General features: G+C 62.2%; 13 protein-coding genes. 5 read left to right on the forward strand and 8 right to left on the reverse strand.

Going from position 1 to position 12,365, the window contains the following annotated elements; genetic code table 11:
- Positions 1-31: 31 nt before the first annotated feature.
- On the forward strand, positions 32-769 hold the full coding sequence (locus AC1RLZ_RS02470; protein ID WP_493187327.1) for an SDR family oxidoreductase: 738 nt from the start codon (positions 32-34) through the stop codon (positions 767-769).
- A 51-nt stretch (positions 770-820) separates the two neighbouring features.
- On the opposite strand, the gene AC1RLZ_RS02475 is transcribed toward AC1RLZ_RS02470, so the two are convergent.
- From AC1RLZ_RS02475 to topA, 5 genes are all read right to left on the reverse strand, one after another.
- Complete coding sequence (locus AC1RLZ_RS02475; protein ID WP_493187328.1) at positions 821-1,033, reverse strand: hypothetical protein; 213 nt, start codon at positions 1,031-1,033, stop codon at positions 821-823.
- A 128-nt stretch (positions 1,034-1,161) separates the two neighbouring features.
- A complete protein-coding gene (locus AC1RLZ_RS02480; RefSeq protein ID WP_493187329.1) occupies positions 1,162-1,899 on the reverse strand; it encodes an NUDIX hydrolase in 738 nt (245 codons plus the stop codon).
- A gap of 54 nt (positions 1,900-1,953) precedes the next feature.
- Positions 1,954-2,376 (reverse strand): DUF983 domain-containing protein, encoded by a 423-nt coding sequence (locus AC1RLZ_RS02485; RefSeq protein WP_493187330.1) that lies wholly within the window; start codon positions 2,374-2,376, stop codon positions 1,954-1,956.
- A gap of 4 nt (positions 2,377-2,380) precedes the next feature.
- Positions 2,381-4,777 carry a ribonuclease R gene (gene rnr / locus AC1RLZ_RS02490; RefSeq protein ID WP_493187331.1) on the reverse strand — a complete coding sequence of 799 codons (2,397 nt, stop codon included), beginning with the start codon at positions 4,775-4,777 and terminating at the stop codon, positions 2,381-2,383.
- Positions 4,778-4,891: 114 nt separating this feature from the next.
- Positions 4,892-7,636: a type I DNA topoisomerase gene (gene topA / locus AC1RLZ_RS02495; protein ID WP_493187332.1), complete on the reverse strand. Its 2,745-nt coding sequence runs from the start codon at positions 7,634-7,636 to the stop codon at positions 4,892-4,894.
- Positions 7,637-7,868: 232 nt separating this feature from the next.
- On the opposite strand from topA, the gene AC1RLZ_RS02500 reads away from it, so the two are divergent.
- The gene (locus AC1RLZ_RS02500) at positions 7,869-8,075 is read left to right on the forward strand and encodes a hypothetical protein (protein ID WP_493187333.1); all 207 of its coding nucleotides are present in this window, start codon (positions 7,869-7,871) and stop codon (positions 8,073-8,075) included.
- On the opposite strand, the gene AC1RLZ_RS02505 is transcribed toward AC1RLZ_RS02500, so the two are convergent.
- Positions 8,064-8,513 carry a winged helix-turn-helix transcriptional regulator gene (locus tag AC1RLZ_RS02505; protein WP_493187334.1) on the reverse strand — a complete coding sequence of 150 codons (450 nt, stop codon included), beginning with the start codon at positions 8,511-8,513 and terminating at the stop codon, positions 8,064-8,066. The genes AC1RLZ_RS02500 and AC1RLZ_RS02505 overlap by 12 nt on opposite strands.
- A gap of 123 nt (positions 8,514-8,636) precedes the next feature.
- On the opposite strand from AC1RLZ_RS02505, the gene AC1RLZ_RS02510 reads away from it, so the two are divergent.
- Positions 8,637-9,410 carry an SDR family oxidoreductase gene (locus AC1RLZ_RS02510; protein ID WP_371422782.1) on the forward strand — a complete coding sequence of 258 codons (774 nt, stop codon included), beginning with the start codon at positions 8,637-8,639 and terminating at the stop codon, positions 9,408-9,410.
- Positions 9,411-9,574: 164 nt separating this feature from the next.
- On the opposite strand, the gene AC1RLZ_RS02515 is transcribed toward AC1RLZ_RS02510, so the two are convergent.
- A complete protein-coding gene (locus AC1RLZ_RS02515) occupies positions 9,575-10,183 on the reverse strand; it encodes an FMN-dependent NADH-azoreductase (RefSeq protein ID WP_493187335.1) in 609 nt (202 codons plus the stop codon).
- 97 nt (positions 10,184-10,280) lie between these two features.
- On the opposite strand from AC1RLZ_RS02515, the gene AC1RLZ_RS02520 reads away from it, so the two are divergent.
- Positions 10,281-10,667 carry a winged helix-turn-helix transcriptional regulator gene (locus AC1RLZ_RS02520; RefSeq protein ID WP_371422780.1) on the forward strand — a complete coding sequence of 129 codons (387 nt, stop codon included), beginning with the start codon at positions 10,281-10,283 and terminating at the stop codon, positions 10,665-10,667.
- A gap of 4 nt (positions 10,668-10,671) precedes the next feature.
- Here AC1RLZ_RS02520 and dprA read toward each other — a convergent pair whose 3' ends face one another.
- On the reverse strand, positions 10,672-11,790 hold the full coding sequence (gene dprA, locus AC1RLZ_RS02525) for a DNA-processing protein DprA (protein WP_493187336.1): 1,119 nt from the start codon (positions 11,788-11,790) through the stop codon (positions 10,672-10,674).
- Positions 11,791-11,915: 125 nt separating this feature from the next.
- On the opposite strand from dprA, the gene AC1RLZ_RS02530 reads away from it, so the two are divergent.
- Positions 11,916-12,362, forward strand: coding sequence for a hypothetical protein (locus AC1RLZ_RS02530; RefSeq protein WP_371422778.1), 447 nt, complete (start codon positions 11,916-11,918; stop codon positions 12,360-12,362).
- Positions 12,363-12,365 lie beyond the last annotated feature (3 nt).

Genomic DNA, 12,365 nt, shown 5'->3' on the forward strand with positions numbered 1-12,365 from the left:
GGCGCCGCCCCCACATCAAATGGAGAGCATCATGACCCGCAAACTCGAAGGTAAGATCGCAGTTGTCACCGGTGGCAGTGCCGGCATCGGCCTGGCCGCCGCCCAGCGTTTCGTCGACGAGGGCGCCTATGTCTTCATCACCGGTCGCCGCCAGGCCGAACTCGACGCCGCCGTGAAGCAGCTCGGCCCGAAGGCCGTGGGCGTGAAGGCGGATGCTGCCAGGCTCGCCGATCTCGCGCATCTGTTCGATACGGTGAAGGCGGCCAAGGGCAAGATCGATGTGCTGTTTGCCAATGCCGGCGGTTATGAATTCAGCCCGTTCGGCCAGATCACCGAAGACGTCTATGACAAGTTGTTCGACATCAATGTGAAGGGCGTCCTGTTCACGGTGCAGCAGTCATTGCCGCTGCTGTCCGACGGCGCTTCCGTGGTTCTCACCGGGTCGGTATCGGGATCGAAGGGGATGGAGTCCTTCAGCGTCTACAACGCCACCAAGGCAGCGATCCGCTCGTTTGCGCGCAGCTGGACCGCGGATCTCAAGGCGCGCAAAATCCGCGTCAATGTGGTCAGTCCCGGACCGATCCAGACCCCCGGCCTCGATGTCTTCGCCAATGACGATGTGAAGGGCTATCTCAAGACCATCGTGCCGCTCGGCCGTCTCGGTACCGCGGACGAGGTTGCCAAGGCGGTGCTGTTCCTGGCATCGGACGACTCCAGCTTCGTTGCCGGTGCAGAATTGTTCGTCGATGGTGGCCTGGCGCAGATCTGACAATGGACTTTGTCCGACAGGAAGGCGCCGCGCATGCGGCGTCTTCCCGTGTCAGAAACTGTGCATGTGTGTGTTGGTGCGATACTCGCTCGCCATCAGTTCTTCGTTTTCAGCAACCTGAATCCACGAGATGGCAAGTTGTAGCAATGCGCGAACTTTCCGCGGGTCAGCTTCGACGCTTGCACGCTGGCTGAGTGCCGACGCCTTGCGACGATACTCCAATGACGTGCGGGCAAATGTCGAAGGCTGGCCTCCGGCGTCCAATTCATCTGTCCCACAACTGGGAATCCCATGAGCGAGAAGGTGGTAGCTGCTACTGCGTTGCACCAACTATCCCGCCAAGGAAACAGCAAAAATAGGCCGAACACGCGTGATCGGCTTATCTGATCTTCTCAAGCATCTCCCGGCAGCATGTCGAGTTGCATCTTGCCACTGTACCAGTGGAAGAAGGGCAGTGGCGCATCGTGACGCAACGGGCCAGTGGCGAGACGCTGCTGCAATTGATTGAGCACGTTCTTCGTCATTGCGTGCGCATCGGCGAGATGTGCGGAGCCAAGCTCGACCCAGACCAGTTCCACCAGTTCGGCATCCGCATGAATCACACCTTCGACGCGATGCGCGATGGCAGAGGCATCCGCCGTGAAGAAACGGGTATCGAAACGCTTGATGCGGCCGGGCGGTGTGATGGCGCGGGCGATCAGAAACAGGCCGGAGGGATCGGGCAGGAGACCGGCATCGCTGAAGGCTTCCCACGGGCCGGGGAGCTTCTTCGTCGTGCCGTCAACCTTGCGGCCGAGGCAGAGACCGGTTTCTTCGCAGGCTTCGCGGATCGCGGCGACAGCGAGCGAACGCGCGCGCGACGGCGGCGTCTTCGGGCTGCCCTTCATCAGGTTGGCTTCAAGCTCCGGCGGCAAAGGTGCAGCCACCGGAATCTTGTTGTCGGTCTTGTCGACACTGCCGCCGGGGAAGACGAACTTGCCGGGCATGAACACCACCTTGTCGTGGCGCTTGCCGACAAGCACTTTCGGAATCGGACCGGAGCGATCGACCAGCATCAGGGTCGCAGCGTCGCGCGGACGCTTATAGGGATGGTGGTCGGCTTCCTTGCCGATCTCGACTTTCTCGTTCATTCCGTCTCCTGAAATTCTTCTTATTACGTGCTGTTCAAGCAGACGGAGAATGTATCAGTCGGCCGGGCCGTCGCCAAATCCATGCATGCGGAATGCCCACTGCAATCCGACCACGGCGCCCTTGACCGGCTGCAACAACAGCAGCGACGCGATCAGTGTGATCGGTAGATAGATCGCAAGTTGCAGCGCGACCGATGGCGAATAGTTGGTCTCGATCCACAATGCGATCGGCACGACGATGTGACCGACGATGACGATCACGAGATAGGCGGGGAGATCGTCGGCGCGATGCGCGCTGAAATCCTGGCCACACTTGTCGCAGTGATCTGCGGTCTTCAGGAAGGCGCGAAACATCTTGCCTTCGCCGCAGTTCGGGCAACGGCAGGCGAAGCCGTGCTTCATCGCGGTCCAGACGTTGCGCTTGGCGGAGGAATCCAACGTCGCGCTCCAGATCTTCGGTGTGGTCAATGTCATCATGGCGTTACCCCTTTGTAGGCTTGCCGGGGTCGCGCCCGGAGCGAGCCTTGTCAGCTTTGGCAGCCTGCCGCGCATTGCGCCCGGGTTTGGCTTTCTTGGGTGCCTTCTGCTTCTTCGACATTTTGAACTTCGTCGTACCAGAAGGTTTGGCACCCGGATGACGCGGCCGGTCTGCAGCGTCATTGCTGCGGGCATGTTCGCGTCGGCGGCTCCGTGGGGCGGTATCGCCCTCGGAGAGCATTTCAAACCGCAAGGCACCAGCGACGGGGGCTGCCTCGACCAGACGGACGTCGACGACGTCGCCCAACCGGTGCATGGCACCGCTGCGTGTACCGACAAGGGCGTGGCGAGCTTCGTCATAGTTGAAGTATTCGGTGCCCAGCGTGCGGATCGGGATCAGGCCATCGGCGCCAGTCTCGGTCAATCGGACAAAGAGTCCAGCCCTGGTGACACCGGAGATCCGGCCCCGGAAGGTTGCGCCGATCTTGTCGGCCAGGAAATGCGCGATCAGGCGGTCGGATGTCTCGCGTTCAGCCTTCATGGCCCGGCGTTCGGTAGCGGAAATCTGCGCAGAAACCTCGCTCAGGGTTTCCATCGTTTCGGTGTCAGGCAATGCACCTTCGCCGAGACCGAGCGCGCGGATCAGTGCGCGATGCACGATCAGATCCGCGTATCGCCTGATAGGCGATGTGAAATGCGCGTAGCGCCGCAGATTCAGACCGAAATGTCCGTAATTCTCGGCGGCATATTCCGCCTGGGCTTGCGAGCGCAAAACCACTTCATTCACCAGCGGCTCGGAATCGTGACCTTTGACCTGTGACAGCACGCGATTGAATATCGCCGGCCGCAGCGCGCCCGCTTTCGCGAACGACATGTCGAGGGTCTTGAGGAATTCCTGCAGGTTGTGAACCTTCTCCACGGAAGGCTCATCATGTACCCGATAGATAAGCGGCAGACCCTTCTTTTCAAGCATCTCCGCTGCGGCCACGTTGGCCAGGATCATGAACTCTTCAATGAGTTTATGGGCGTCGAGACGCTCGGGCACCACGACACGATCGACGGTGCCGTCCTTCTTGAGCAGGATTTTGCGCTCGGGGATATCGAGGTCCAGCGGATCGCGTTCGTCGCGCGCGAGCTTTACCTGCGTGTAGGCCGCATAGAGCGGCTTCAGGATCGGTTCGAGCAGCGGGCCGGTGGTATCGTCGGGATGGCCGTCGATGGCGGCTTGCGCCTGCGCGTAATTCAGCTTCGCCGCCGAACGCATCAGGATGCGGTGAAAGCGGTGCGACTTCTTGCGTCCGTCGGCGCCGATTACCATGCGTACGGCCAGCGCGCCGCGCGGTTCGCCCGGTACCAGCGAACAGAGGTCGTTGGAAATGCGCTCCGGCAGCATCGGCACGACGCGGTCGGGGAAGTAGACCGAGTTGCCGCGGAGCAGTGCGTCACGATCGAGCGCAGAACGGGGACGCACATAGAAGGCAACATCCGCAATGGCGACGGTGACGATGTATCCACCTGCATTGTTCGGATCGGAATCGCGTTCGGCATAGACGGCGTCGTCGTGATCCTTGGCGTCCGGCGGATCGATGGTGACCAGCGGCACGTCGCGCCAGTCTTCACGTCCTTGCAGCGTCGCAGGCTGCGCGGCTTCCGCTTCCTTCAGCGCGTCGCGCGAGAACGCCTGTGGGATATCGTGCGAGTGGATCGCGATCAGGCTGACCGCTTTCTCGGAGGAGAGCGAACCGAGCCGTTCCTTCACCTTGCCGGAGCCGAGGCCATAGCCACGCGTGCGAATGAGATCGACGCTGACGAGATCGCCGTCCTCGGCGCCGTTGGCGTCTGACGCGGCGATGTTGAGTTCGCGACCGGCCTGCTTCTTGTCGACCGGGATCAATCGTCCTCCGCCATTGGGCAGCGCGCGATAGATGCCGAGCAGGCGCGTGCGGGCACCTTCGAGCACCCGTACGACGCGGCCCTGATAGCTGGCTAACTCGCCATCGTTCTCGATCTTCTCGATGCGCAGCAATGCGCGGTCGCCGACGCCGGCCGCGGTGCCGGGCAGGGGACGGCGCGGCGTGTGAATTCGGATTTTCGGCGCGACGCCGTCTGCCTCGTCCCATTCGACAGGCGTGGCAATCAACTCGCCTTCGGCATCCCTGGAGGTGATGTCCACCAGCACCGTCGGCGGCATCGCAGCAGGCTCGCGCACGCTGCGGCCCTTTTTGGCGATGGCGCCTTCGTCGGCGAGTTCGCGCAGCATGCGCTTCAACTCGACGCGGGCGGCGTTCTTCAGTCCGAATTCACGCGCGATTTCGCGGGTGCCGATCTTGCCGGGATACGCGCGAATAAACGCGACGATGGCATCCCTGGTTGGAAAGCTGCTGTCGCGTTTCTTGCTCACAATTATCCGTTCTATAGCGTTTTCAAGCGAAGTGGTTTCCGGTTCGCGCCAAGAAAACGCGTCAAAACAAAAAGACAGAGCCTTGGTTCTGATATCATCAGAACCGAAAAGGCTCTAGCCAGCGCTCTTCTTCGCGACCGTTTTCGCAGCCTTCTTCTTCGCAGGCGATGTCTTTGCCTTCACCGGCGCGCGTGCCTTGCTTGCCGCGGCCGTTTCAGCCTTCGGCTTTGCCGCGGCTTTCTTTGCAACAGCCTTCTTGGCCGCCGGCTTCTTCTCGGCTGCGTCGGCCTTCTTGGCGACAGCCTTCTTCGCCGGCGCCTTCTTGGCACCGCGCTTCGGCTTGATGCCGCCCTTGGCGACGCGCTCGTCGATCAGCGCGACGGCTTCTTCGAGGGTGATGGTCTCCTGCGTCTTGTCGCTCGGGATCGTCGCATTGACGCCGCCGGCGGTGACATAGGCGCCGTAGCGTCCACCCTTCACGGCGACGCCGCCGAGGGTCGGATGATCGCCGAGCGGCTTGCCGGGATCGGCGCCGAAGCGACGGCCTGACGGGCCCTTGGCGATCTTCTCGGCGATCAGCGTGACCGCGCGGTTGAGGCCGATATCGAATACCTCGTCGCCGGCCTCGAGGCTGGCATAGGTCTTCTCATGCTTCACGAACGGTCCGAAACGGCCGAGGCCTGCGGTGATCGGCTCGCCGCTCTCCGGGTGTTTGCCGATCTCGCGCGGCAGCGACAGCAGCTTCAGCGCCATATCGAGTTCGACATCGCTGGGCGATGTGTTCTTCGGAATGCCTGCACGCTTCGGCTTCTCGCCTTCCTCGTAATCCTTGGCGTCGCCGAGCTGGATATAGGGCCCGAAGCGTCCGGCCTTCACCGCAACTTCGAGACCCGACACCGGATCGGGACCGAGCACGCGATCGGCATTGGCGCCAGAGTCCGCGGCGAGCGGGCGCGTGTAGCGGCATTCCGGATAGTTGGTGCAGCCGACGAAGGCGCCGAACTTGCCGGCCTTGAGGTTGAGACGGCCGGTGCCGCAGGTCGGGCACTGGCGAGGATCGCCGCCATCTTCGCGCGGGGCGTAGATGTGTGGGCCGAGCATCTCGTCGAGGGCGTCGAGCACCTGCGCCACGCGCAGATCCTTGATCTCGTTCACGGCGCCGATGAAGTCGGTCCAGAAATCCTTCAGCACCTGCTGCCAGGAAATCTCGTTGTTGGAAATCCTGTCGAGGTTCTCTTCCAGCGCCGCGGTGAAGTCATACTCCACATATTTGGCGAAGAAATTTTCGAGGAAGGCGACGACGACGCGGCCCTTGTCCTCGCCATAGAGACGCTTCTTCTCGAGGCGGACATAGCCACGATCCTTCAGCACCTGCAGGATCGATGCATAGGTCGAGGGCCGGCCGATGCCGAGCTCTTCCATGCGCTTCACCAGTGATGCTTCCGAGAAACGCGGCGGCGGCTCGGTGAAATGCTGGGTGACGGCGAGGTTCTCTTTCTTCAGCGCTTCGCCTTCGTTCATGGCGGGCAGGCGGCGTGAATCCTCATCGTCGGCGTCGTCGTCCTTGCCTTCCTGATAGACCGCAAGGAAGCCGTCGAACTTCACGACCTGACCGGTGGCGCGCAGTTCCAGAATCCGCGATCCCGCCTTGGCGGCGATATCGACGGTGGTGCGCTCCATCTCGGCGGATTCCATCTGGCTGGCGATGGTGCGCATCCAGATCAGCTCATAGAGCCGCGACTGATCCGTATCCAGGCGGCCGCGCAGGCTTGCCGGGCGACGCGACATGTCGGTCGGGCGGATCGCTTCATGCGCTTCCTGGGCGTTCTTGGCTTTGCTCGTATATTGCCGCGCGGCGTCCGGCACATATTGCTTGCCGTAGTCTTCGCCGATGACAGAGCGCGCCTGCGTGATGGCGGAGGGATCGATCTGCACGCCGTCGGTTCGCATATAGGTGATGAGACCGGTGGTCTCGCCGCCGATGTCGATGCCTTCATACAGACGCTGCGCGATGCGCATGGTGTGCGCCGGCGCAAAACCGAGCTTGCGGCTGGCTTCCTGCTGCAGCGTGGAGGTCGTGAACGGCGCCTGCGGATTGCGGCGCGCGGGCTTGGCATCGACGGTGGAGACCGTGAAGTTGGCGGCTTCGATCGCCTTCCTGAAGTCTTCGGCTTCGGCACCGGTGCCGATATCGAGACGCTGGATCTTCTTGCCGTCGGCGCCGACCAGGCGGGCTTCGAAACTCTCGCCGCGCGGCGTGGCGAGCGTGGTCACCAGCGACCAGTATTCGCGCGGGATGAACTTCTCGATTTCCTGCTCGCGGTCGCAGACCAGGCGCAGCGCGACCGATTGCACGCGGCCCGCGGAGCGGGCACCGGGCAGCTTGCGCCACAGCACTGGAGAAAGCGTAAAGCCCACCAGATAATCGAGTGCACGGCGCGCCATATAGGCATCGACCAGCGCGCCATCGATCTCGCGCGGATTCTTCATCGCGTCGGTGACGGCCTGCTTGGTGATCGCGTTGAACACCACACGCTCGATCTTCTGATCCTTCAGCGCGCGCTTCTGCTTGAGGACTTCGAGCACGTGCCACGAGATCGCCTCGCCTTCGCGATCAGGGTCGGTCGCGAGGATGAGCTTGTCGGCGCCCTTGACGGCCTTGGCGATGTCGTTGAGCCGGCTGTTGGCCTTCGGGTCGATCTCCCAGATCATCTGGAAATTGGCGTCGGGATCGACCGATCCGTTCTTGGCCGGGAGGTCGCGGACATGGCCGAACGACGCCAGGACCTCATAGTCCTTGCCCAGATACTTGTTGATCGTCTTGGCCTTTGAAGGCGACTCGACAATGACGAGATTCATGTGATTCCAATAACTTAAAGGGGGAATCCGGCTTGGGTCTGCGAGAGTCGCGCCAGCCGTTTCGCGGCGAACATGGGTGCGAAGGGGTCCCGTGTCAAATCGTGAGTTGTTGATGGCCGTGGCTGCGGGCTCCGAAACAATTACCAAGGGCTGTAAAATGCAACCAATAACGGTATGATTTGATGCTTCGTTGCCGCTGATTTCACCCGGAATGCCGGGCCAGGGAATACCCATGACATCGCCACTTCCGGATGATCCTGCGCAGGGCGATGGCGGACCGGAGGAAGCGGCACTTTATATAAAGGGTGCGGTTCGCGACCTGTCGCTGATGGCACGCTGCCATCGCCATGACATGCTCGCTTACCTGCTGGACATGGCGCATTTGGAAACCGAGGAGATTTTGCGACCGGGCGGCCTTTGCAAGCCGTCAAGCCGTTGATGGCTCGATCCGGGTGTCGCCATAGCCGAGCAGCGAGCCGTCGGCTGCGTGCAGCTCCAACTTCTTGATCTTCTTGCCGTTCTTGCGATCCACCATGATCGTCGTGGGCTCGCCGGGCTGGAAGGAGAATTCCTCACCCCACTGGCGCAGTGCCACCATGATCGGATGCACGGCCTCGCCTTTCGGGGTCAGCACATAGTCCAGATAGGCGCTGCCGTCGGCCGCCGGCTCCAGCTTCAGGATGCCGTCCTCGACCAGCGCCTTCAGCCGTGCGGCGAGAATGTTCTTCGCCAAGCCCAGGCTTTTCTGGAATTCACCGAAGCGCCGTGCACCCAGCATGGCGTCGCGGATGATCATCATTGTCCAGCAGTCACCGATCACCTCCATGGATCGTGCGACCGGACAGGTCGAATCTTTCAGACTGGTTCGTTTGGCCATGCGACTTTCCGGGGCGGAAAAGAAATCCAGTGATCGGGGGACATGTGGTTGCATTATGAAACCATCCGCTCTAAATGTCCATGTGGTTTTAAAAAGCAACCACTTGATCATCAGGAGATCATCATGCGTTTGGCTAACAAGACGGCTCTCATCACGGGCGGCAATAGCGGTATCGGATTGACCACGGCCAAGCTGTTCGTGGCAGAAGGCGCCAAGGTTGCCATCACCGGCCGGGACAAGGCCAAGCTCGATGCCGCGGTGGCCGAACTCGGCGCGAATGCCATCGGCATCGTGGCCGACGCGACCGATATTGCAGCGACCGAGAAGGCGGTGGCTGAAGCCGTGGCGAAGTTCGGCAAGCTCGACATCGTGTTCGCGAATGCAGGCATCAGCGCGCACACGCCGGTGGGTGGCACCGCGCTCGATGTGTTCGAATCCGTGCTGAAAACCAACATCACCGCGGTGTTCTTCACCGTGCAGGCCGCGGTTGCGCATCTCAACGATGGCGCGTCGATCATTCTCAACGGCTCGGTGATCTCCGTGCTCGGCAATCCCGGCTATGCCGCCTATGCCGCGAGCAAGGCCGGCGTGCGCGCCATGGCCCGCGTGATGGCGTCCGAGCTGTCGCCGCGCAATATCCGCGTCAATGTCGTATCGCCCGGCGGCACATCGACACCGATCTGGGATCGCTCTGCGCCGACGCCGGAAGCAAGAGCAGCACTTGAAAAGCGCATCTCGATGACCATTCCGCTCGGGCGTTTCGGCAAGCCGGAAGAAGTTGCGAAGACCGTGCTGTTTCTCGCGTCGGATGATGCATCGAACATCCAGGGCGCTGAGATTTTCGTCGATGGTGGCGTGACGTCGTCGCCCGCTGGCGCACCGGCCTATCGTAGCTAGTGAGAGCACACCGTCATCCCGGGGACCGGCGGTCCGCGTAAGCGGACGGCGGGAGCCCGGGATCTCCATTGGTTGAAACTCACTTCGGGATTCCCAGCCACTCCAATTGGAGTGGCTGGGGTTTGCGTGCGCGAAGATGCGCCCGCGCCCCGGAATGACAGTGGTTACGCCGCGCGTAGATCCGTGGCCGCCTGCAGGGCATCGGCGATTGCTTTCTCACGATGCTCCGGCCCGGCACCGATGCCGTCGGCGGCGATGATTTCGATATCGGTCACGCCGATGAAGCCGAACACGCTGCGCAGATAGGTTTCGACGTGTTCGTAGACGGCGGCGGGTTTGCCGGCACTGTAGAAATTGCCACGCGATACCGCGATGATCACCCGCTTGCCACCGGCCAGGCCCTGGACGCCGTCAGGGCCATATTTGAAGGTCTTGCCGGCCACCGCGATGCGGTCGATCCATGATTTGAGCTGGGTCGGGATCGAGAAATTGTACATCGGTGCGCCGATCACAACGACATCGGCGGCCAGGAACTCCTCCAGCACAGCATTGCCTTCGGCAACCTCAGCCTGGATCGCCGCATCGGCCGGGGCCCCTTGCGCCGCGGCAAGATGGGAACCGGACAGATGGCTCAACGGGGCAGCCGCGAGATCGCGGTAGATAATGTTCAGGCCGGGGCTGGCCTTGCCCAGCCGGTTGACGATGGCCGCCGTCACCTGACGGCTGACGGAGTTCGGGCCAAGCACGCTGGAATCGAGATGAAGGAGTTTCATATGGTCGCCTCATGGTATAAGTTTGTAACTGACGCTACATGAGTGACTGTCCGAAACTGCGCAAGAAGGCACAATTTTGAAACCCGAGCACAAAAAGGTGCCTGCTTTGCCGCCCGTTCCGCCGGGGCACAACGCCAACGACTGCCGCGGCGTCGCGTCGGTGCTGGCGCGGGTCGGCGACAAATGGAGCGTGCTGGTGATCATGCTGCTCGGCGATGGCCCGCGGCGTTTCAACGAGTTGAAGCGCATGATTGGCGGCATCTCGCAGCGGATGCTGACCCTGACACTACGCGGGCTCGAACGCGACGGGCTGGTGACGCGCACGGTGTTTCCGACGGTGCCGCCGCGCGTGGACTACGAACTCACACATCTCGGCCACGGGCTGAGCGATCCCGTGATGAAGCTTGGCGCATGGGCCAAGGATCATCTCTCCGACATCGACACGGCGCGGAAAGACTTCGACGGGCGCAATTCGGAGGACTGAGTCCTCAGATCATCGACACCAAGCCTCCGCCATGACGCTCCAGCCGTCCGGCAAGCTCGAGCTCCAGCAGTACGATGCGCACCGTGGAGGCCGACGTGCCGGCGAGGCGGATGAGATCGTCGATGCCGACCGGGCTCGGGCCGAGCAGAGCGATGACGCGCGCGCGGTCGCTGTGATCCGGTTCGTCGAACGACGAGATGTCATCAGGTTCACGGCTCGGCAATTCGATCGGCCGCTCCATGATCGGCGTAACGGCATTGATCACGTCGGCCGCTTCGGTCACTAGCGCGGCGCCTTGCTTGATGAGGTCGTTGGTGCCGGCAGCGCGGGGATCGAGCGGCGAGCCCGGCACGGCGAACACTTCGCGCCCCTGTTCGGCGGCCATCCGTGCGGTAATCAGCGAGCCCGAGCGATGCGCCGCTTCGATGACCACGACGCCGAGGGCTGCGCCGGAGATCAGGCGGTTGCGGCGGGGAAAGTCGCGTGCACGGGGAACATGGCCGAGCGGCATCTCCGAAATCGCGCCACCGTTGTCCAGCAGGGCGAACAGCAGGTCCTCGTGTTCGGGCGGATAGATTTTGTCATGACCGCCGGCCAACACGGCGACCGTGCCGCTGGTCGCACTGGCGCGATGCGCGGCCTGATCGATACCGCGTGCGAGGCCCGACACGATCACGAAGCCGGCGTCGCCGAGATCGCGTGCCAGTCTCTCCGCGAATTTCAGTCCCGCACCGGACGCATTGCGAGAACCGACGATGGCAATCATCGGCCGCATCAGCGCATCTGCTTTGCCGCGGATGCCGAGCAAAGGCGGTGCGTCGTCGATACCCGCCAGACGCAGCAGATAGCCGGGCTCACCAGGCGCAACGAGCATGATGCCCATCTTGCGGCCGAGGTCGATTTCACGCTGCGCATCGTCCGCGCTGCAGATCCGGCCGGCGCGGGCCGCGCCGCCGCGGCGTGCCAGATCGGGCAATCGTTCCAGCGCAACGCTGGCGCTGCCGAAGTGATTGATCAGCGACCGGAACGTGCGCGGCCCCACATTGTCGCTGCGGATCAGCCGCAGCCAGTCGAGCCGCTGGGCGTCGCTGAGGTGTGTATTGCCCTGTGAGATGTTGTCCAAAGCCATGCCCCCGGAGGAAAGCATCTATCAACTTAAGGATGTATTCAATTGACATTCTCGCCTGAGGTGCGAGAGTAGGGGCGAGCCCGAATGGCTTGTGTTCAGTGATGGCAATGCTTTGGGACGTGAACAACTTTCAGCGGATCGGGGCGTCCAGCAACGCCGCCGTCGGGCGTGAGTTCGAAGAGGCGGCGCAGATTTTCTTTCACTCCGAAGGCGTGCAGCTGGCGCGCAATTTCGTCGTTCCCGTCGGCCATCGGCTGCAGAAGAACAAGCGCTTCGATCTCGGCAGCGACAGTCCCCGCATACTGGTGGAGTGCAAGTCCTATACCTGGACCGTGTCGGGCGGTACGCCGAGGGCCAAGATCAGGGGCATGAACGAAGCCATGCTGCTCTTCAGCGCCGCGCCGCGGGACTATCGGAAAATATTGTTCGTGCTCAAACACCTTCACCCGCATTCGAAGGTGAGTCTGATCTCGCACTACATCAAGAACAACGGCTACCTGATCAGCCGCGGTGTCGAGATCTGGGAGTTCGATCTCGACGCGAAGCAGGGCGCGCGGGTGTTCTGATGG

The organism is Tardiphaga sp. GW822-FHT04G09 (genome assembly GCF_058800725.1).

Bases quoted from the DNA above. Each gene is read 5' to 3' on its own strand.
- AC1RLZ_RS02470 (WP_493187327.1), top strand. From the start codon at position 32: ATGACCCGCAAACTCGAAGGTAAGATCGCAGTTGTCACCGGTGGCAGT.
- AC1RLZ_RS02480 (WP_493187329.1), bottom strand. From the start codon at position 1,899: ATGAACGAGAAAGTCGAGATCGGCAAGGAAGCCGACCACCATCCCTAT.
- AC1RLZ_RS02485 (WP_493187330.1), bottom strand. From the start codon at position 2,376: ATGATGACATTGACCACACCGAAGATCTGGAGCGCGACGTTGGATTCC.
- topA (WP_493187332.1), bottom strand. From the start codon at position 7,636: ATGAATCTCGTCATTGTCGAGTCGCCTTCAAAGGCCAAGACGATCAAC.
- AC1RLZ_RS02500 (WP_493187333.1), top strand. From the start codon at position 7,869: ATGACATCGCCACTTCCGGATGATCCTGCGCAGGGCGATGGCGGACCG.
- AC1RLZ_RS02505 (WP_493187334.1), bottom strand. From the start codon at position 8,513: ATGGCCAAACGAACCAGTCTGAAAGATTCGACCTGTCCGGTCGCACGA.
- AC1RLZ_RS02510 (WP_371422782.1), top strand. From the start codon at position 8,637: ATGCGTTTGGCTAACAAGACGGCTCTCATCACGGGCGGCAATAGCGGT.
- AC1RLZ_RS02515 (WP_493187335.1), bottom strand. From the start codon at position 10,183: ATGAAACTCCTTCATCTCGATTCCAGCGTGCTTGGCCCGAACTCCGTC.